Source organism: Clostridium sp. UBA2485 (genome assembly GCF_002341865.1).
Lineage (GTDB): Bacteria > Bacillota > Clostridia > Clostridiales > Clostridiaceae > Clostridium_J.
The window spans coordinates 22737-43485 of record NZ_DDOV01000031.1; the positions used below are offsets into that span (position 1 = coordinate 22737).

Annotated in this window: 25 protein-coding genes; 22 read left to right on the forward strand and 3 right to left on the reverse strand. The window is 30.6% G+C overall.

Annotated elements, in window-relative coordinates; genetic code table 11:
• Window positions 1-440 precede the first annotated feature (440 nt).
• The 15 genes from B3603_RS23190 (at window position 441) to citF (ending at window position 12539) form a co-directional block, all read left to right on the forward strand.
• A complete protein-coding gene (locus B3603_RS23190) occupies window positions 441-527 on the forward strand; it encodes a hypothetical protein (RefSeq protein WP_396151840.1) in 87 nt (28 codons plus the stop codon).
• Window positions 528-604: 77 nt separating this feature from the next.
• On the forward strand, window positions 605-730 hold the full coding sequence (locus B3603_RS04100) for a hypothetical protein (protein WP_291561049.1): 126 nt from the start codon (window positions 605-607) through the stop codon (window positions 728-730).
• Between the two features lie 200 nt (window positions 731-930).
• Window positions 931-1107, forward strand: a complete 177-nt coding sequence (locus B3603_RS04105) for a hypothetical protein (protein ID WP_291561051.1) — start codon at window positions 931-933, stop codon at window positions 1105-1107.
• Window positions 1068-1457 (forward strand): anti sigma factor C-terminal domain-containing protein, encoded by a 390-nt coding sequence (locus B3603_RS04110; protein WP_291561053.1) that lies wholly within the window; start codon window positions 1068-1070, stop codon window positions 1455-1457. Before B3603_RS04105 ends, B3603_RS04110 begins: the two co-directional genes overlap by 40 nt.
• Before the next feature lie 216 nt (window positions 1458-1673).
• Window positions 1674-2393: an N-acetylmuramoyl-L-alanine amidase CwlD gene (gene cwlD, locus B3603_RS04115; protein WP_291561055.1), complete on the forward strand. Its 720-nt coding sequence runs from the start codon at window positions 1674-1676 to the stop codon at window positions 2391-2393.
• A gap of 313 nt (window positions 2394-2706) precedes the next feature.
• On the forward strand, window positions 2707-3684 hold the full coding sequence (locus tag B3603_RS04120) for a GntR family transcriptional regulator (protein ID WP_291561058.1): 978 nt from the start codon (window positions 2707-2709) through the stop codon (window positions 3682-3684).
• 20 nt (window positions 3685-3704) lie between these two features.
• Window positions 3705-4118, forward strand: a complete 414-nt coding sequence (gene glmS, locus B3603_RS04125; RefSeq protein WP_291561060.1) for a methylaspartate mutase subunit S — start codon at window positions 3705-3707, stop codon at window positions 4116-4118.
• 19 nt (window positions 4119-4137) lie between these two features.
• Window positions 4138-5532, forward strand: a complete 1395-nt coding sequence (glmL, locus tag B3603_RS04130; RefSeq protein ID WP_291561063.1) for a methylaspartate mutase accessory protein GlmL — start codon at window positions 4138-4140, stop codon at window positions 5530-5532.
• A 20-nt stretch (window positions 5533-5552) separates the two neighbouring features.
• Window positions 5553-7004 (forward strand): methylaspartate mutase subunit E, encoded by a 1452-nt coding sequence (locus B3603_RS04135; RefSeq protein ID WP_291561067.1) that lies wholly within the window; start codon window positions 5553-5555, stop codon window positions 7002-7004.
• A gap of 57 nt (window positions 7005-7061) precedes the next feature.
• The gene (locus tag B3603_RS04140; protein WP_291561069.1) at window positions 7062-8306 is read left to right on the forward strand and encodes a methylaspartate ammonia-lyase; all 1245 of its coding nucleotides are present in this window, start codon (window positions 7062-7064) and stop codon (window positions 8304-8306) included.
• A gap of 94 nt (window positions 8307-8400) precedes the next feature.
• On the forward strand, window positions 8401-9243 hold the full coding sequence (locus B3603_RS04145; RefSeq protein WP_291561071.1) for a fumarate hydratase: 843 nt from the start codon (window positions 8401-8403) through the stop codon (window positions 9241-9243).
• Window positions 9244-9261: 18 nt separating this feature from the next.
• Entirely contained in the window at window positions 9262-9819 is a 558-nt protein-coding gene (locus B3603_RS04150; RefSeq protein ID WP_291561074.1) for a Fe-S-containing hydro-lyase, read from the forward strand.
• A gap of 4 nt (window positions 9820-9823) precedes the next feature.
• Window positions 9824-10087: a citrate lyase acyl carrier protein gene (gene citD, locus B3603_RS04155; RefSeq protein ID WP_291561077.1), complete on the forward strand. Its 264-nt coding sequence runs from the start codon at window positions 9824-9826 to the stop codon at window positions 10085-10087.
• Between the two features lie 14 nt (window positions 10088-10101).
• On the forward strand, window positions 10102-10974 hold the full coding sequence (locus tag B3603_RS04160) for an HpcH/HpaI aldolase/citrate lyase family protein (protein ID WP_291561079.1): 873 nt from the start codon (window positions 10102-10104) through the stop codon (window positions 10972-10974).
• A gap of 26 nt (window positions 10975-11000) precedes the next feature.
• On the forward strand, window positions 11001-12539 hold the full coding sequence (citF, locus tag B3603_RS04165; protein ID WP_291561081.1) for a citrate lyase subunit alpha: 1539 nt from the start codon (window positions 11001-11003) through the stop codon (window positions 12537-12539).
• A 144-nt stretch (window positions 12540-12683) separates the two neighbouring features.
• On the opposite strand, the gene B3603_RS04170 is transcribed toward citF, so the two are convergent.
• Window positions 12684-13847 carry an aminotransferase class V-fold PLP-dependent enzyme gene (locus tag B3603_RS04170; protein ID WP_291561083.1) on the reverse strand — a complete coding sequence of 388 codons (1164 nt, stop codon included), beginning with the start codon at window positions 13845-13847 and terminating at the stop codon, window positions 12684-12686.
• Window positions 13848-13996: 149 nt separating this feature from the next.
• Between B3603_RS04170 and yedE the strand changes: the two genes are divergently transcribed.
• Genes yedE through B3603_RS04185 form a run of 3 tightly spaced genes read left to right on the forward strand, consistent with a single transcriptional unit; the run spans window position 13997 to window position 15516 of the window.
• Window positions 13997-15085, forward strand: a complete 1089-nt coding sequence (yedE, locus tag B3603_RS04175) for a YedE family putative selenium transporter (RefSeq protein WP_291561085.1) — start codon at window positions 13997-13999, stop codon at window positions 15083-15085.
• On the forward strand, window positions 15069-15278 hold the full coding sequence (locus tag B3603_RS04180; protein WP_349676783.1) for a sulfurtransferase TusA family protein: 210 nt from the start codon (window positions 15069-15071) through the stop codon (window positions 15276-15278). The genes yedE and B3603_RS04180 overlap by 17 nt, the downstream gene beginning before the upstream one ends.
• 1 nt (window position 15279) lies before the next feature.
• Entirely contained in the window at window positions 15280-15516 is a 237-nt protein-coding gene (locus B3603_RS04185; RefSeq protein WP_291561091.1) for a DUF3343 domain-containing protein, read from the forward strand.
• A gap of 73 nt (window positions 15517-15589) precedes the next feature.
• Here B3603_RS04185 and B3603_RS04190 read toward each other — a convergent pair whose 3' ends face one another.
• Entirely contained in the window at window positions 15590-15796 is a 207-nt protein-coding gene (locus B3603_RS04190) for a GNAT family N-acetyltransferase (RefSeq protein ID WP_291561459.1), read from the reverse strand.
• Window positions 15797-16015: 219 nt separating this feature from the next.
• Window positions 16016-16708, reverse strand: a complete 693-nt coding sequence (locus tag B3603_RS04195; protein WP_291561093.1) for a TIGR01906 family membrane protein — start codon at window positions 16706-16708, stop codon at window positions 16016-16018.
• A 221-nt stretch (window positions 16709-16929) separates the two neighbouring features.
• Between B3603_RS04195 and B3603_RS04200 the strand changes: the two genes are divergently transcribed.
• The 4 genes from B3603_RS04200 to citG all read left to right on the forward strand — a co-directional run bounded on the left by B3603_RS04200 (window position 16930) and on the right by citG (window position 20539).
• A complete protein-coding gene (locus tag B3603_RS04200; RefSeq protein WP_291561095.1) occupies window positions 16930-17643 on the forward strand; it encodes a DUF5714 domain-containing protein in 714 nt (237 codons plus the stop codon).
• A 453-nt stretch (window positions 17644-18096) separates the two neighbouring features.
• Window positions 18097-19140 (forward strand): [citrate (pro-3S)-lyase] ligase, encoded by a 1044-nt coding sequence (gene citC / locus B3603_RS04205; protein WP_291561097.1) that lies wholly within the window; start codon window positions 18097-18099, stop codon window positions 19138-19140.
• A 3-nt stretch (window positions 19141-19143) separates the two neighbouring features.
• A complete protein-coding gene (gene citX / locus B3603_RS04210; RefSeq protein WP_291561099.1) occupies window positions 19144-19668 on the forward strand; it encodes a citrate lyase holo-[acyl-carrier protein] synthase in 525 nt (174 codons plus the stop codon).
• Window positions 19661-20539 carry a triphosphoribosyl-dephospho-CoA synthase CitG gene (citG, locus tag B3603_RS04215; RefSeq protein WP_291561101.1) on the forward strand — a complete coding sequence of 293 codons (879 nt, stop codon included), beginning with the start codon at window positions 19661-19663 and terminating at the stop codon, window positions 20537-20539. Before citX ends, citG begins: the two co-directional genes overlap by 8 nt.
• Window positions 20540-20749: the final 210 nt, after the last annotated feature.

A 20749-nucleotide genomic window follows, 5' to 3' on the forward strand; every position in this document is an offset into this window, starting at 1 on the left:
AGAGAGGATTAAATGGATAAGGATATATTATTAAGACTTTATAAAACTCAAGTAAGAATTATATATGGATACCTTTTGAGTAATGGCTGTAGCAGTGAGAGGCAGAAGATATAATTAAGGATAGTTTTATTAAAGCTATTGGGCATATGGATGGGGTAGACATTAGTAAATTATCATCATGGATTTTTAAAGTTGGACTTAATAATTGTAGAAATACTATTAGTTAGAAGGAAAAAGTCAAGAAAATAAATTAGTATAGATGAAGAAGAGTTTTATAATAAATTTGTTTTAGATGAAGATTTTACAGATAAACTCATTTTCAAAGAGAATAATAAGAAAGTAAGAAATACACTAAATAAAATGAAAGATGGATATAAGGGTTTACTAATATTAAAGTATGAAATGGGCTTAGCTATTTAGAAATAGGAAAGCTTTTAAATATGAATGAAAATACTGTCAGAACCTATCTATATAGGGCTAGAAATCAATTTAAAAGACTTTGGGGGATTATAATGAATAGAAAATAAGTTAGAGGACATATATGATGACGAGAAGTTAAATAGAGCTGTTTAAAAGGGAAAAGGAAACAATAATAAAGATTACTTTGATAGTATTAATAATTTTAATAGTTAATTATATAGGAAATTTATTTTTAACATCTAGAATTTGTATTGAAGCTGCAAAAAGAGAAGAGGCATATGTAGGCTTATGGCTTCAAATGGATATATAAGTAAAGCTAAATATGATTTTAGCATTTTGAGTGGAATTGGAGATTATAGATTAGTAAAAATTTACGAAATAAGTCAGTCATATTAGAAGCAAACAGAATGGCTTTTGGATTGATTCCAGCTCAAATAGCGAGGAGGAAGAGGTAGCAGTCATACTTCAGGACAATGACCAAGTAGGTATTGAGAAAATGGTTATAGAAAGATGATGTTTTTTCACACTAATGTAGATTATAAGGAATATAAAAATGATTTAGCAGAACTAGATAAAATTCCTGATGACAAGTTGATAGAAATTGGGATTTCCTTTGATAAGCCTTATCCAATTATAGATAGATATAATTGGATAAGGCTGAAATTAATAAAACTTGGTATTGGATAGATACTTTTTTAGATGAGGATATTGAAAAATTTAAAGATGAAGTAGATAATTATGATTTCAAAGCTTGTTATATTAATGAGGAAAATGCTGTTGGCATATCTGTATGGAGTGATACTGGAGATGTAACATTAGATGATAGCTATAATAAGTTTTTAGAAAATCTACAGAATAGTAAATATTATGAACATAGAAAAATTTATGAGGAATTGAAGGAAAAGAACAAATTACAATTAGAAAATACTTATATGTTAGGTACTACTATAATTGGAACTAAAGAAGAGCTTAAAAAGCTCATAGGAAACCCACATATAAAAGCTTCATCAATAGGAATAGTCATAGATAAATTCTAATTGAAGAGGAAGAAGAAGTTAAAATAAAGAATTGAATAAGAAATCAATTTTAAGGGAGTTAATATTTTTTCATTGTTAACTTTTAGTACTAGTTCAACTAAGATTTGAAATTCTAGTCATCCATAAAAACTTATTCCTATATTATAAGAATGTAATAATAAACTATGGACTAGCTGAATAAATATAGTTACAGAGTAATATATTAAAGGTGGTTTTATGAGATATAAAAATAAGAATTTAATTGTATCATTATTAGTTATATCAATTTCATTAGTAGGAATATTAGCTATAAATATAAAATCAGCTAAGACTACAACAAGTATGGAAGTGGATAAAATGATGGGGACTAAAGTTATATTAATAGACCCTGGTCATGGAGGAATGGATGGAGGGGCTAGTGCTAGCGATGGTACAGTAGAAAAGCATATCAATTTAAACATATCATTGCATTTACAAAAATTACTTATGGAATCAGGATATAAAGCTATATTGACCAGAGATGAGGATATAGGATTATATACAGATAGTGGTACTGTTAAAGAGAAAAAAAGACAAGATTTAAACAAAAGATGTGATCTTAAAAAAGAAACAGATTGTAACATGTTTGTGAGTATACATTTAAATAAGTTTAAACAACCTAGTTGTAAGGGGGCACAAGTATGGTATTCTAATAATCCTGAAAGTGAGGTTGTTGCTAAAATAATGCAAAACAATTTAAGGATGGATTTAGATGAGAATAATACTAGATTAGCAAAGCCAGCTAAGGATATGTATAAGGTATTAAGATGCAATGATACCATGCCAGGTGTTATAGTTGAATGTGGTTTTTTATCTAATAAGCAAGATTTAGAACTTTTAAAGGATGAAAGTTATCAAAAAAAAGTTGCAGAGTCACTTTATAAATCAATAAGAGAATATTTTGAAAAGTCCAATTGAGTCCAATTGGACTAAAGAAAAGCTAAAAAAAGTCCATTTGTTAATGAAAAATTTAATTGGAATAACAAAAAACGAAAAAAATTATTAATTTATGTTATAAAATTTAATAGAGCTGCAGTTTAATATAGCACACTTATATCATACTAAAGTGAATAGTCAGAAAAAAGCAAGAAAAAAGTCTATCTTCAATTTGAAGGTTGACTTTTTTCTTAATTTTTATAAAATTGGCGTTGAATTAAATAGGTCCATATGATATTATAACGGTGGGAATGGATTAGTCCATTAATCCATTAACAACTTTGGGAGGTATTTTATGAATATTGTGGTAGATAAAAAATGTGGGATACCGCTGTATATTCAAGTTAAAAAGCAAATTATGGACTTGATTAAAGAAGGTACTCTCAAGGTTGGAAGTAAAATGCCAACAGAAAGAGAGCTTTCTCAAGAGCTAAATGTAAGCAGAAATACAATAAGTACAGCTTACAATCAACTTGAAAGCAGTGGAGTATTAAGATCCATTCAAGGAAAAGGCACTTTTGTTGCTGAAGAGGCTATATCTTGGAAAGACCAAGAGGTAAAAAATAAGATTGTCAAATTTGTAGACTTGGCACTTGAAGAGGCCTTAGAAATTGGTGTGGAAGCAGAAGACTTTTTAGAGATAGTAGTCCAAAGAGTAAAAGAGAAAAAAGAATTAATGGAAAGAATAACTGCAGTCTTTGTAGAATGTAATATTGAACAAGCTAGAATGTTTAGCAGACAGCTTACAAAAAATAGCAATATGAATGTGGTGCCATTAACAGTTGGAGATTTAGATAAAATGACAGAAGAAACAGCTAATATTATTGAACAATGTCAAGTAATAATAGCAACCTTCAATCATGTTAATGAAGTTAAGAATTCCATTAAACATATGGACAAGGAAGTACTAGGGGTTGCCATTAATCCAAATCTGGAATCTATTGTTAAAATAGCTAGGCACCCAGCAGATAGTAAGTTTGGTTTTATATGCTTATCTGAGGAATTTATATTTAAAATAAAATCCGCACTGGAAGGTGCAGGACTAGGAGATTTGAAAGTAGATTATTTCAATGATCTAGATGAAGAAAAGGTAAAGCAAATAATTGAAGAGTTTGATGTGCTTATAGTTACACCTGGTAGATATAAGGATGTTTCTAGGCTGAATTTACAGAATAAAGAAATAATTGAGTTTTCCTATAGTTTAGATAATGGCTCTGTAAAAGCGCTTAAATCTAAAATTATAGAAATAAAATATAAGCAAAATCACAATTAATTTTTAGGAGGCTTTTAAAAATGGAAAAGAAGACTTTGGTTCTTGGAGTTATAGGAGCAGATTGTCATGCAGTTGGTAATAAAATATTAGACTATGCTTTAACAGAAGCAGGATTTAATGTAGAAAACATAGGAGTTTTATCACCACAAGAGGATTTTATAAATGCGGCAGTAGAAACAAATGCTGATGCAATAATAGTATCTTCATTATATGGACATGGTGAAATCGACTGTAGAGGCTTAAGAGAAAAATGTGATGAAGCAGGACTTAAAGAAATATTACTTTATGTAGGTGGAAATATAGTTGTAGGAAAGCAGAACTGGGAAGAGGTACAAGTTAGGTTTAAATCAATGGGATTCGATAGAGTTTACCCACCAGGAACTACTCTTGAAACAACAATTCATGATTTAAAAGAAGACTTAGGTTTACTATAATAAAGGTGGAGTGATTTAGGTGGATGCATATTTACTTTTAGACTTTGGAAGCACCTATACGAAGTTGACAGCTGTAGATATAGAAACTGAAGAAATAATAGCTACAGCAAAAGATATTACGACAATAGAAGATGATATAATGGTAGGATTTAATAAGTCTTATAAAAAGATTCAAAAGCTATTAGAAGGAAAAGATGTGAACTTTGTAAAAAAATTAGCTTGTTCATCAGCAGCTGGTGGATTAAAGATGGTTGCTATTGGACTTGTACCTGAACTTACAGCAGAAGCAGCTAAAAGAGCTGCATTAGGCGCAGGAGCAAGAGTACTGAAAGTTTATAGTTATGAATTAACAGAAGATGAAATTAATGAAATTGAAAATTCTGATGTAGATATAATATTACTTGCTGGAGGAACAAATGGTGGAAATAAACAGTGTATTTTGCATAATGCAGAAATGATCGTTAATTCTAAACTAAATGTTCCTATAGTAGTAGCTGGTAACAAAAGTGCTAATGATGAAATAAAGAGAATGTTTACAAAAGCCAATTTATATTTTAGTATAACAGAAAATGTTATGCCACAACTAAATTCATTAAATGTTGAGCCAGCTCGTGAAGAAATAAGAAAAGTTTTCATGGAGAAAATAACAGATGCAAAAGGACTTTCCAATGCTGAGAATTTTGTAAATGGCATATTGATGCCAACGCCAGCAGCTGTACTTAAAGCAGCAAGAGTTTTAAGTGAAGGTAGCGATGAAGAAGAAGGTATTGGTGATTTAGTAATTGTTGATATTGGTGGTGCCACTACAGATATACATTCTATTGCAGATGGCGAACCTACAAAAGCAGGAGTAAATATGAGAGGACTTGAGGAACCTTTTGCTAAAAGAACAGTAGAGGGTGATCTTGGAATGAGATATTCTGCAATTTCTCTATGGGAAGCAGCAGGGAGTAGAAAACTTAGGAAATATTTAAAAGATGATAAAAGAGAAATTAATATAGAGGAGTGCTGTACATACAGAAATAAGAATATAAAGATGGTTCCTGAAAATGAGGATGAGATAAAATTTGATGAAGCTATGGCAAAAATTGCTACAGAACTATCAATGGAAAGACATTCAGGAGTGATAGAAAATGTATACACTCCTATGGGTGTAGTTTATAACCAAACAGGAAAAGATTTAATGGAAGTTAAGTATATGATAGGAACTGGAGGAGTATTAGTTCATAGTAGAAATCCAGGAGAAATTTTAAGTGCAGGCACTTTTAGTAGTGAAAATCCAATTTCACTAAGACCGCAAGATGCAAAATATTTATTAGATAAAACATATATATTATCAGCTATGGGATTGTTAGCTCAAGATTATCCGGATAAAGCTGTTAGAATCATGAAAAAATATTTAGTCAGAGTGTAATTATCAGGAGGTAATTTAAAGTGGAATTAAAAAATAAAAAATGGACTGAAGAAGAGTTTTTTAAGGTAAGAGAAGAAGTCTTAGCTCAATGGCCAACAGGTAAGGAAATAGATTTACAAGAAGCAATCGAATATAATAAAAGAATTCCAGACCATAAAAACTTTGCTAAAAAGCTTATAAAAGCAAAAGAGGAAGGTATAACATTAGCACAACCTAGAGCAGGGGTTGCATTAATAGATAAGCATATAGAGTTATTAAACTTTCTTCAAAATGAAGGTGGAGCAGACCTTTTACCTTCTACAATAGATAGCTATACAAGACAAAATAGATATGAAGAATGCGAAATTGGTATTAAAGAAAGTATAAAAGAAGGCAGATCTTTATTAAATGGTTTCCCAGGAGTTAACCATGGACTTAAAGGTTGTAGAGAAGTTTTCGAGGCTGTTAACTTACCATTAGAATCAAGGCACGGTACTCCAGATGGAAGATTACTTGCTGAAATTACACATGCATCAGGATGGACTTCAAATGAGGGCGGTGGTATTTCTTATAACATACCATATGCTAAAAATGTTACATTAGAAAAAACAATATTAGATTGGCAGTATTGCGATAGATTAGTTGGATATTATGAAGAGCATGGAGTATCTATAAACAGAGAACCATATGGACCATTAACTGGTACATTAGTTCCACCAAGTACTTCAAATGCAGTAGCTATAGTAGAAGCATTACTTGCAGCAGAGCAAGGTGTTAAGAATATAACAGTTGGATATGGACAATGCGGAAATTTAGTACAAGATGTTGCTGCTATAAGAGCATTAGAAGAGCAATGTAATGAATACTTAAAAGCTAATGGATACAATGATGTATATTTAACTACAGTATTCCATCAATGGATGGGTGGATTCCCAGCTGATGAGGCTAAAGCTTATGGAGTTATTTCTACTGGTGCAGCAGCAGCAGCATTATCAGGAGCTACAAAAGTTATAGTTAAAACAACTCATGAAGCTATAGGTATACCAACAAAAGAAGCAAATGCTCAAGGTATAAAAGCTACTAAAATGACTCTTAACTTATTAAGAGGTCAAAGATTACCGATGTGTGAAGAGTTAAGAACTGAAATAGAAATTATAAAAGCAGAAACTAAATGTATGATAGATAAATTATATGAAGTTGGAAATGGTGACTTAGCAATAGGAGCTGTTAAAGGAATTGAAATGGGAGTAATTGATATTCCATTTGCACCAAGTAAGTATAATGCTGGTAAGATGATGCCTGCAAGAGACAACAATGGAGCAGTAAGATACTTGAAATTTGGTAACGTTCCATTTACTGAAGAACTAAAAGCTTATAACATGAAGAAGTTAGAAGAAAGAGGAAAGTTCGAAGGTAGAGAAGTTGGATTCCAAATGACAGTTGATGATATATTTGCAGTTGGAAAAGGAAGACTAGTAGGAAGACCTGAATAATTATAAAAACAATTTAAAAAGCTAATAACAAAATTTAAGAAGGCAAGGTGTTTTAAAATGAAAATTGTTGACGTAGTATGTTCAGCAGGAAGAACAGGATTCTATTTTGACGACCAAAGAGCAATAAAAAAAGGAGCGGGACATGATGGATTCACATATGTTGGAGAGCCTGTAACAGATGGATTTACATCAGTAAGACAAGCAGGTGAATCTATATCTGTAATGTTAATCCTTGAAGATGGTCAAGTAGCCACTGGAGATTGTGCTGCAGTACAATATTCCGGAGCTGGTGGAAGAGATCCGCTATTTTTAGCTAAGGATTTTATACCTGTTATAGAAAAAGAAATAGCACCAAAGCTAATTGGAAGAGAGCTTGAAAGTTTTAAAGCATTAGCAGAAGAGTTTGATCATATGACAGTTGATGGAAAGAGATTGCATACTGCTATAAGATATGGTGTAACTCAAGCAATACTTGATGGAGTTGCTAAAGCTAAAAAGGTAACTATGGCTGAAGTTGTAAAAGAAGAATACAACACAGGAGTAGATATAAAGAGAATTCCAATATTCACTCAATCAGGAGATGACAGATACTCAAATGCTGACAAAATGATAATAAAAGGTGCAGATGTAATGCCTCACGCATTAATTAACCATGTAGAGGACAAGCTAGGAACTAAAGGTGAGAAATTACATGCATATGTTAAATGGTTAAGCGAAAGAGTATTAAAATTAAGAACAAACGAAGACTATAGTCCAATATTCCACATTGACGTTTATGGAACAATTGGAGTAGCCTTTGATTATGATATAAAAGCTATGGCTGATTATTTAGCTACATTAGAAGAAGCTGCTAAACCATTCAAATTAAGAATAGAAGGACCTATGGATGTTGAGCACAGAGAAAGACAAATGGAAGCTTTAAGAGATTTAACAACTGAGCTTGATAACAGAGGAATAAATGTTGAACTTGTTGCTGATGAATGGTGCAATACTTTTCATGATGTTAAGTTCTTCGCTGATAATAAATCAGGACATATGCTTCAAATAAAAACTCCAGACCTTGGTGGAGTAAATAATATTATTGAAGCTATACTATACTGTAAAGAAAAAGGTGTAGGAGCTTATTGTGGTGGAACATGTAACGAAACAAATAGATCAGCGGAAATCTGTACTAATATTGCTATAGCTTGTGGAGCAGACCAATGTTTAGCAAAACCAGGTATGGGTGTTGACGAAGGTTACATGATAGTAAACAATGAAATGAACAGAGTAATTGCATTAATTAATAGAAGAAACAAATAATATATGTAACAAGTGAAAGGCGGTTTATACAAACTGCCTTTTACACTATAATTGAATATATAAGTGAAAAAATATTAGGCATGGAGGAATTTTTATGAAAGAAATAAATGTTTCAGAGATAATTAAAGCAGTTAGAAAGCTGTGCATAGATGCTAACTACTACTTAGGTGATGACGTTAAAAATGCTTTAATTAATGCTAGAGATAAAGAGGATTGGGCTATAGCTCAGGGGATATTAGATAAAATAATAGCTAATGCTAAAATTGCTGAAAATGAAGATATGCCAATGTGTCAAGACACAGGAATGGCTTGTGTATTTGTAGAGTTAGGTCAAGATGTTCATATAGTAGGCGGAAACTTAGAAGAAGCTATAAATGAAGGTATAAGACGTGGTTATGGCGATGGATTCTTAAGAAAATCAGTAGTTAAAGATCCATTAGATAGAGTTAACACAAAAGATAATACTCCGGGAGTAATATATTATAATGTTGTGACTGGTGATAAATTAAAAATAACTGTAGCACCAAAAGGTTTTGGTTCAGAAAATATGAGTCAATTAAAGATGTTAAAACCATCTGATGGATTACAAGGTGTTAAAGATTTTGTATTAAAAGTTGTTAAAGAAGCAGGTCCAAATCCATGCCCACCAATAATTGTTGGAGTAGGAGTTGGAGGAACTTTTGATAAAGCAGCAAACCTAGCTAAGAAAGCATTAATAAGACCAGTAGAAATAAGAAATTCAAATCCTTTCTATGAAGAGCTCGAAAAAGAATTATTGGAGCTAATTAATAATTTAGGAATAGGACCACAAGGCTTTGGAGGAAGAAGTACTGCACTTGCGGTAAATATAGAAAGTTACCCAACACATATTGCAGGGCTTCCTGTAGCAGTTAATATAAATTGTCATGCTACAAGACATGCTGAAGTAGAGCTTTAATTTAAGGGGGGATTTATAATGGAAAAAAGAGTTACCATGCCATTAACTGAAGAAAAAGTTAAAGACTTAAAAGCAGGTGATAGCGTTTTACTTTCTGGAACAATATATACAGCAAGAGATGCTGCACATAAAAGATTAGTTGATTTAATAGATAAAGGTGAAGAACTACCTATAGATGTTAAGGATAGTGTCATATATTATGTTGGACCAACACCAGCGAAACCAGGGATGGCAATAGGTTCAGCAGGTCCTACTACAAGCTATAGAATGGATGCATATACTCCACAGCTTTTAGAAAAGGGCTTAAGAGGAATGGTAGGGAAAGGCTTACGTTCTCAAGAAGTTATAGATTCAATGATTAAAAATGGTGCTGTTTACTTTGCTGCTATTGGTGGTGCAGCAGCACTTATAGCTAAATGTGTAAAATCTGCAGAAATTATTACTTATGAAGATTTAGGTGCAGAAGCTATAAGAAAACTTGAAGTAGAGGACCTACCGTTAGTAGTTGTTATTGATAGCGAAGGAAATAACCTTTACGAAATAGGTAAAGAGGCATATTTAAATAGTTTGAGGTGATAGTATGGAAATCAAGAAAATTGCAAAAGCAGGAACACTAGAATCTAATGACATTTATATAATGGTTATGCCAAATGATGAAGGTGGGATAGAATTAGACCTTGAAAGTATAGTTATAAAACAATTTGGTGATGAAATAAGAAAAGCTATACTAGATACACTAAATGATTTAGGTGTAGAAAAAGCTATAGTTAAGGCTCAAGATAAAGGAGCATTAGATTATACTATAAAAGCTAGAGTAGAAACTGCTGTTAAAAGAGCACAGTAATAGAGGTGAATACTATGAAAAAATTAAGAAGAACTATGCTTTTTATGCCTGGTAATAATCCAGGAATGCTTCAAAATGCAGGGATTCTTGGAGCTGATTCTATTATATTAGATTTAGAAGATGCTGTTAGCCTTACAGAAAAGGATAGTGCAAGAATACTTGTTAGAGAAGCTATAAAAAATGTAGATTATAGCAATGTTGAAGTTGTGGTAAGGATTAACCCTCTTTCAACAGAATATGCTAATGAAGATATAGATGTAATTGCAAGAGTTAAACCAGACGCATTGATGGTGCCTAAAGCTACAGAAGAGGAACTTGAAGAAATAGATAGAAGACTTACTAAAATAGAAAATGAAGAAGGTTTTGAAGCTAAATCTATAAAATTATTACCAATAGTAGAATCAGCTTATGGTGTAGAAAATGTTTATACTATAATAAAGGCTTCAGATAGAGTTGTAGGAGTTTTACTTGGAGGAGAAGATTATACTTCAGATATGGGTATTAAGAGAACTAAAGTTGGAGAAGAGATCTTCTACGCAAGAAATAGAGTTGCTATAGCTTGCAGGGCAATGAGAGTGGACTCTATAGATACTCCATTTACAGATACTAATGATAGTGAAGGATTACTAGCAGACACAACCAAGGCTAAATCTCTTGGAATGACAGGTAAAGCATCTATAAATCCAAGACAAATAGATGGAATTCATTCAGTATTTGCACCTACTGCAGCAGAAATAAGACATGCAGAAAGAGTTTTAGAGGCTATGGAAGAAGCAGAAAAAGAAGGTAAGGGAGTATTCTCATTAGATGGAAAAATGGTAGATGCTCCAATCATCAATAGAGCTAAGACTACAGTAGAATTAGCAAAAGTTTTAGGACTTATTTAATAAAGGTTAAATATTGAGGTGATAAAATGAAGAACGTATTAGGACGTGAACTTCCAAGCTTTATAGAAGGATATGGTGAGGTTATACCTTTTGAAGGTGCCTTTAAAAAAGCTGGAGAAAAGAAAAAGGCTACAGTAAATATAAAATCTGTAACTCCAATGGATGAAAAGCTTGTAGATAGTATAGAAGAAGTTTTAGATAAAATTAATATAAAAGATGGAATGACAATATCTTTTCACCATCATTTAAGAAATGGTGATTATGTTTTAAATACAGTAGTAGAAGCTATTGCTAAAAGAGGAATTAAGGATTTAGGGATAGCAGCAAGTTCAATATTCCCAATACATGCGCCACTTGTAAAATATATGGAAAGTGGAGTAGTTACAAGAATTGCTGCAAACTATATATCAGGTCCAGTAGCAAAAGCTATATCAGAAGGAAAATTAAAGTATCCAGCAGTAATGCATAGTCATGGCGGAAGAGCAAGAGCGATTGAAAGTGGAGATTTGCATATAGATGTTGCTTTTGTAGCTGCACCCGCTTGTGATAGCTATGGAAATATTAATGGATTATATGGAAAGTCAGCTTGTGGAGCACTTGGATATGCAGTAGCAGATGCAGAAGGTGCCGATAAAGTTGTAGCAATTACAGATAACTTAGTGCCATATCCAAACTGTCCAATAGAAATAAGTCAGATTTATGTTGACTATGTAGTGAAAGTAGAGTCTATAGGAGATCCAGCAGGAATAGTTTCAGGTACAACTCAAATAACTAAAGATCCGGTTGGACTTAAAATAGCTAAAATGGCACTAGATACAATGATAGCATCAGGTCTTGTTAAAGACGGAATGAGCTTCCAAACTGGAGCTGGTGGAATATCTTTAGCTGTTGCAGCAGAACTTAGAGAATTTATGAAAAAAGAAGATATAAAAGGAAGCTTTGCATCTGGTGGTATAACTGGATATATAGTAGACATGTATAGAGAAGGATTATTTAAAAATCTATTTGATGTTCAATGCTTTGACTTAAAAGCTGTTGAATCTTATTCCTCAACTCATGAGCATATGAGAATGTCAGCATCTATGTATGGAAATCCAGATAACAAAGGTGCTGTTGTAAATAACTTAGATATAGTTATCTTAGGTGCAACAGAGATAGATACAAACTTTAATACAAACGTAACAACAGCTTCTGATGGAATTATCATGGGAGGTTCAGGTGGACATAGTGATACAGCTGCAGGAGCAAAATTAACTATAATAGTTACTAAGCTTACAAAAGCTAGACTTCCAATTATAAAAGATAGTGTTACAACAGTAACAACTCCTGGGGAAAGTATAGATGTTATAGTAACAGAAAGAGGAATAGCTGTTAATCCAAGAAGAACAGACTTAATTGAAAAATTAAAAAGTACTAATCTTCCTGTTATGACAATAGAAGAATTAAAGGCTATAGCAGAAAAAATGACTGGAACACCTAAATCAATAGAGTTATCTGATAAAGTAGTTGCAGTAGTAGAATATAGAGATGGTTCAGTTATAGATGTAGTAAAAAAACCACTATAACTCATTTTAAACAAAATATTTAAATAGAAGGCATAGAATAATCAATATTATTCTATGTCTTTTTTATTATATGAAGATATGAGTTATATAAAACTAAAAAAATATAGCATTCTTTAAAAGTTAAATTTAAAAAACTCTTTAAAATTAGTATTTATCAATGATTTTAATAGTCTTATTTATTGCATTAATAGAGTAACTTATATCCTCTATGGTGGTGAAGTGAGAAAAGCTAAATCTTACAGTTCCATTAGGGAAAGTTCCTAATGTTTTATGGGCAGAAGGAGCACAGTGTAATCCACTTCTAGTAGAAATTCCATAATTTTTGTTTAAATAATGAGAAACTATACCATTATCTCTATTTAAAAAATCTAAAGATACCACTGCAGTTCTATTTTTATTATCTTTTATACCTATAATTTTTATTTCACTTAGATTATGTATCTCTTTTAAAAATTTACTAGTAATTTGTAGTTCCTTTTCTCTTATTGAAGATATACCCTCTTTTAATATGTACTTTAAAGAAGTATTTAAGCCATATATTCCAGGAATATTTGGTGTTCCAGATTCAAATTTATCTGGCATATATTCAGGTTGAGTTTCTAGTTCTGAAAGACTACCTGTACCACCTTCAATTATAGGAGAAGCATTATGAGCCAGCTCAGAACTTATCAAAAAACCTCCAATTCCTTGAGGACCTAGTAATCCTTTATGACCAGTAAAGGCTATTGCACTGGCATTTAGCTCATAAAAATCTATATCTAAGAATCCAGCAGATTGAGCTCCATCAATTATAAAAAATAAGTTATGTTTCTTACAAATTTCACCTATACTTTTTAATGGCAAAATTGTTCCACATACATTAGAAGCATGAGTCATAATTATAGCTTTAGTATTTGTTTTTATAAGAGAACTTAATTTATCTAAGTAAAGATTACCATCACTATCACAAGGACATTTAGAAAATTCTACTCCAATATTAACTAAAGAAGAAAGTGGCCTCATAACAGCATTGTGCTCCAATGATGAAACTATAACATGATCTCCATTTTTTAACAATCCTTTTAAAAGCATGTTCAAACTAGTGGTAATGTTAGAAGTAAATATAACATTTTCTGGCTTATCAAAATTAAACAATGAACATAGGAGTTCTCTAGTTTCAAAAGCTATGTTTTCCGCCTCTAATGATTTAGAATAAACTCCTCTATTTATGTTACAACCTATATTTAAAATATAGTTGCTCATGCTTTCAGCCACTCCTGGAGCTTTAGGAAAGGAAGTAGCTGCATTGTCCATATAAAATGTTTTCATATAATCCTCCTTAACAATTATTAGTATTAGAAATAGATACATGAATGTCTATATAATAATATAATTTTACTGGGTTATACTTATTTGTTAAAATTTACTTAAGGAATCGTCATAATTAATAATAACAAAATTAGGGGGAGGAGTAAATTATGAAAGGAAAAAAAGGTATAATCCTTGGAGGAGCTATCATTGGTTTACTAGCAGTTATATCAGTTTACTTTGGTAATCCAAAGAATATGGGAATTTGTATTGCTTGCTTTATAAGGGATACTGCTGGAGCACTTGGATTACATAACACTGGTATTGTACAGTATGCAAGACCTGAAATAATGGGCATGATATTAGGGGCGTTTTTAATTTCCTTTTTTACTAAAGAATTTAGTTCTAGAGGAGGCTCTTCACCATTTATAAGGTTTATCTTAGGATTTATGGTGATGGTAGGAGCATTAGTATTTTTAGGTTGTCCTACTAGAATGGTTTTAAGATTAGCAGGTGGAGATTTAAATGCTATTTTCGGAATAGCAGGATTTACTGTAGGGATATTAATAGGAATATTCTTCTTAAATAGAGGATTTAGCTTAAAGAGGAACTACAAACAAACTAAAATAGAGGGATTTGTATTCCCAATAATTAATATTGGATTATTTGCTTTAGTTGCAACTTATTCAGGACTTTTAATATTTTCAAAAGAAGGTCCTGGCTCTATGCATACTCCAATATTATTAGCACTAGTTATAGGTTTAATAGTAGGTGTAATATGTCAGAGAACAAGAATATGTATGGTTGGAGGAATAAGAGATTTAGTTTTATTTAAAGATTCTTATCTAATATGGGGTTTTATAGCTATATTTGTTGCAGCGCTAATAGGAAATATAATGCTAGGAAATTTTAATCTTGGTTTTGTAGATCAACCAATAGCACATACTGATGGATTATGGAACTTTATGGGCATGGTAGTAGCTGGATGGGGATCAGTACTTCTAGGGGGATGTCCTATGAGACAGCTCATATTAGCAGGAGAAGGAAATATTGATTCAGTTATAACAATATTAGGTATGCTTGTTGGAGCAGCTTTTAGTCACAATTTTAAACTTGCTTCAAGTGCTAAAGGAGCTACTGTAAATGGTCAAATAGCAACTATACTATTTATGATAGTTTTATTAGCTATTTCTTATTTGAGTATAGATAAAAGCTTTAACTTAAAGAAGAAAGGAGATGTAAGTGTTGGTCAAAATTGATGCTAGAGGAATGTCATGCCCTGAGCCAGTGTTAATGACTAAAAAGGCACTAGAAGAAAATAAAAATGGAGCTAGTGTATTGGTAGATAACAATACAGCTTGTGGAAATGTAGAGAGATTTATGAAGAATGCAGGTTATAATGTTTCAATTGAAAATGTAGGAGAAGATTTCTTACTAACTGCTAAAAAATAATATGGATTATATAGCTACGTTTTACACTCATTCAGGAGCTATAAAATTTAATAGATTTCTATTAAAAAATAATATATCAAATGAAACATTACCTGTACCTAGACAATTGAGTTCAAATTGTGGAATTGGAGTTAGCTTTTCGTATGAAAATAATGTAGAAAATATTTTTACTGATGATATGGAAAAATTGTACTTATGTAATAAGGATAAATTTAAACTTATAAAAACTTTTGAATGATAGTGATTAAATAATAAAAATCCTAGAGAATTAAGATTCTTTAGGACTTTTATTTGTACTGATATTTTTAGCTCTAAAATTCAACCATTAAATAATCATCATAAAAATCAAATCCAAGAGATTTATAAGCCTTTACTGCTGGTACATTAGCATTGCTAACCATTAAAGTAGGAATCTTTTCTCTAGCTATTATGTTGTCACAAATTTTAGAAACCATAGCTTTAGCATACCCATTGCCTCTAACTTCTGGAAGAGTAAATACCCCGCCAATCTGACTTATGTTTTTAGTATAGGCTTAAATGACAGCATGAGCTAATATTCCACTATTTTTAGCAAAAACTAATTCATCTTCCTCTTCACCACGACAATTTATAATATTTAAAATATCTTCTCTTGTAATATCCTTTTTACTCTGAATTTTATAAAAATTAATTATAAAAATTAATTTTTATAATTAAATAAGCCTAATCAACTACTGATTAGTCTTATTTAATGTCAATTATATGCTATATCTTCCTCTTTTTCTTTTATATAAAAGAAAACCTATTACCATCATTAACAATAGTGCTGTACCATAGTATACTCCAATACCAATGGCAGCTTTAATGAAGAAAATTTCTGGTAGCATTTGAATTAAAACCTCTGTTTCTGGATCCAATAGCCATAAATCATTGGTAAAAAATATTTCATGGAAATAAGTAAAGTACTGGGTAAAATCACTTTGTATTAAAATTACCAAAATTAATAGTAAAGATAAATTTATACCCACAGTAATCATCAGTGTTTTACCAAGATAAAATGGATTTAAAGCTTTCATTCTAAATAAAATTAATAAAGTTACAATTGCTACAATGGCAGATACCATTTTTATCCATTGACTAAGTTTAAAAAGGGCTTTTACATCTATCATATGTAAAATTTCACGTTCTCCATAAACCGGCCTTAGTTCACCTTTTATTACTGCTGTAGTATCCAATTTTGCTCTATCATCTTTTAAATATTTAATTAAATCTTTAGCTACATGACGAAGATTTTCTTCATCCATATTTGTAACAGCCTCAATATTATTTTCTTTAAAAGAATTCATATAGTAATTCATATCAAAGCTTTTTATATGAATAGAAGTAGTTAGTATGAATAGCGAAAGACTTAGTCCTAATAAAAAATATAGGAGTACTTTAATTTTTTTCATACAATGCCTCCTTTGTGTATCTTATTATCATATGTTTTGTCTATTTTTCTATACAAGTATTATATATGAAAATTTATATTTATACCACTAAAGGAAAAAGGGGACGGTTCATTATAATTTGCATAATTAAAGGAATCCTTTGAATAAGTATCTTAAATATTAATAAAAATAATGAACCGTCCCTTAACTATGATAAAATAATTAGTAAGGGGGTAAGTGTTATGGGTAAAAAATTTAATTGTATGATTTGTGGAGAAGAATTGACATATTTAAATGAAAGTAAGGAAATGGAATGCTATTATTGTAAGAAAAAGATTCACTCTAATGCTAGTTGTAAACATGGGCATTATGTTTGCGATGACTGTCATAGTTTAGATGCCTTTGAAGTAATTAAGAATTATTGTATATCAAGCACAAGTGTTAATCCTGTAGAAATTGCAATGGATTTAATGAAACATCCATCTGTAAAAATGCATGGCCCAGAGCATCATTTCTTAGTTCCATCAGTATTACTAACAGCTTATTTAAATAAAACTTCTGAAAGAGAAAAACTGTCAAAATTACTTCAAGAGTGTGAAAAAAGATCTAAAAATGTTTTAGGTGGATTTTGCGGATTTTATGGATGTTGTGGTGCAGCTGTAGGAACTGGTATTTTTATGAGTTTAATTTTAGGAGCAACACCTTTATCAAAGGAAAAATGGGGACTATGTAATCTTATGACATCAAAAAGCTTAGAGGCTATAAGTTCCTTTGGTGGCCCAAGATGCTGTAAAAGGGACTCATTTTTAGCTATTGAAACATCTATTGATTTTATTAAAGAAAATTTAAATATAGAATTAGAAAAAAATAAAAATACATACTGTAATTACAGTAAAATAAATAGTGAATGTTTAAGAGAAAATTGTAAATTTTATAAGGTGCCTGAAATAAAATAAGATACTACCTAAATCAATGCACAATTCACAGTTCACAATGCACAATTAAGGATGAAATTATTTTTAGACAAAATAATTTCTTTAAACATATTTTTGACTAGCAATATAAAATTGCTAGTGATTATGGCGAACACTGTTCGCTACTACAGTATCAATTTTAGATTTCTCAGCGATAGATTAAGTTTAAAAGTGGTACATATATATATGTATATAGATGCTATAATATGGCTTTAGAGATTATAATTGTAATCCTCTAAAGTCCTATTTTCTTATATTGCAAAATAAATTTTTATGCATCAACAATTTATGAAAATTACAATATTTTCATTAAATAAGGTATAATAAATTATAGTTTTTTAAAAGGATATTTACAAAAATAGCTTTTAGCTATCTTTGTAAAATAAATAATATTTTAAAATTAAATGTCTAAAAACTAACAAAGTGAGGTAGATTATGTATAACTTAGACTTAGAAAAAATAAATTTAAATAAAGATAGAGATGTTTTGGAAGTTAAAAATTTTTTAAAAGAGTTTAATTTAGATTTAGATAAAGATGTAGATTATACTGTAGTTATTAGACAAAATGGTGAAATTAAAGCTACTTGTTCTAAAGCAAAAAGTGTTTTTAAGTGTTTTGCAGTATCAGAGGAATTAAGAGGAGAAGGTGTTTCTGCTATCCTTTTAAATACACTTAATGATAAATTGTTTGACGAAAACATGTATCATAGTTTTATATTTACCAAACCAGAGAATATAGAAATTTTTTTAGGATTAGGATATAAACTTATAGAAAGAGTAGAAAAAGTAGCACTACTTGAAAATGGAATATATAATATAGAGTCTTATTTACATAAAATATCTAAGAAGTATAATTTAGAGGAGAAAAAAGAAAGAAGTTCATTAGTTATGAATTGTAATCCTTTTACTTTAGGTCATTTGTATTTAATTGAAGAGGCATCTAAAGTTAGTGAAGAAGTTTTAGTATTTATAGTAGAGGAGAATAAGTCATTATTTCCTTTTGAGGTAAGATATAACTTAGTAAAGAGTGGAACTGAACATTTAAAGAATGTTAAAGTTTTACCTGGGGGAGAATATATTATATCTTCTGCCACTTTTCCGTCTTATTTTTTAAGGAAAAAAGATGATATACTGAGTGCTTATACATCACTAGATGGAAAAATTTTTGGAAAATACTTTTGTAATAAATTTAACATAAATAAAAGATTTTTAGGTGAAGAACCTTATTGTGAAGTTACAAATCAATATAATAAAAGCTTAAAAGAAATACTGCCACAATTTAATGTAGAAGTTATAGAAATTCCACGTAAAGACTATGAAGACATCTCTATAAGTGCCTCAGCAGTTAGAGAATTAATTAAGGAAGAAAATATGGATAAAATTAAAGAAATTGTTCCAAAGGTAACCTACGATTTTTTAAATGCGAAAGAAGGAGTTGAAATAAGGGAGAAAATTAAATTGTCTAATTCTCCTCATTAAATTATGAATAAAGAAGAAATGTTAAAAGTAGAAGAATTATTAGAAGCAAGAGAGGAAAGAGTTTCATTTATTGAAAAACTTATAAATGAATATAACGCTCCTGTAGTTTGTGCTAGAAGTAACTATCCAGGACTTAATAAAGTTAATGAAATTACAGAAAGCCTTATGGAAATAGCGGATAAAGTACTTATAGAAAAGCTAGAGGATAAAACAATGTTTAAAACTAAAATGACCACTGCTGAAGGATATGTAATCATTTTGGTAGTGGAAGGGGATGCGATAGAAATTAAAAAAACTACTGTAGAAATAGAGCATTCTCATTCACTAGGTAGATTTTTAGATATTGATGTTTATGATGAAGAAAAGAATAGTTTAAGTAGAGAACACTTAGGTTATTATAGAAGAAAATGTTTCATATGTGATGAAGATGCACATGTATGCGTTAGAAATAAGAATCACCATATAGAAGAAATAAAAGATCACATAAGAATAAGTGTTAGAGATTATATGGAGAACAATGATGTGTAAAACTTATAGTATAAATAATATATCTTTTAAAATAAGCAGTTTTGCAGTAGAGTCTATGCTTTACGAAATAAGCTGCTTTCCTTCTCCAGGACTTGTATCACCTATATCTAGTGGAGCTCACAATGATATGGATTATTATACTTTTATACAAAGTACCTCTGAACTTATAAAGTATATGATTTTATTTGCAGAAAAAGGATACTCGAAAAATACAGCTAAAGAAATTTTTCAAAGCATAAGAGAAGTCGGAATAAAAGCTGAAAACTCAATGTTTGAAAAAACTAAAGGAATTAATACTCATAAAGGAATGATTTTTCTTTTAGGAATAGCTGTTGCTGCTACTACAAAAGCAATACATGATAAGAAAACTTTTAATGACATAAGAAATATAATAAAGGAAATGACTGGCGGAATAGTTGAAAAGGAATTAAAAAATATAGATAAAAGCAAAAAGCTAACCTATGGAGAAAAACTTTATATTGAGTATGGGATTGAAGGAATAAGAGGACAAGTTGAAAAGGGATTGCCTTTGGTTTTTGATTATGGATTAAAAATATTCAAGGAAACCTATGAATTAAGTTTTAATGATAGGCTAATTCATACATTAATAGCTTTAATGGGAAGAGTAGATGATTCTAATATACTTCATAGACATTCTTTAGAAATGCTAAAGAATGTAAATAGACAAGCTAAAGAAATAATAGAACTAGGTGGTATGAGAACACTAAAGGGAAGAGAAAGAATTTTATCTATGGAAAAAGAATTTATAAGTCTTAGAATAAGTCCAGGGGGATGTGCTGATCTACTAGCAATCACAGTGTTTTTTTATTTAACAGAAGAATATTTTAAAGAATTGAGTATTGAAGAGTGACAATAGGCAATTGTACTTTAAAAGAAGTTTTAAAAAAACGGTGAGGCATCTTCAAAAAAATAATAGACCAGTATGTTATCCTATTTTCCATCATACTACGTTGTCAGAACCTACCCATAGCACACCATGAGCAGAACCTGACGCCTTGTCTGATATGAGGCATATTCAAAAAAATAACTAGTCAGTATGCTCATCTATTTTGTATCATAC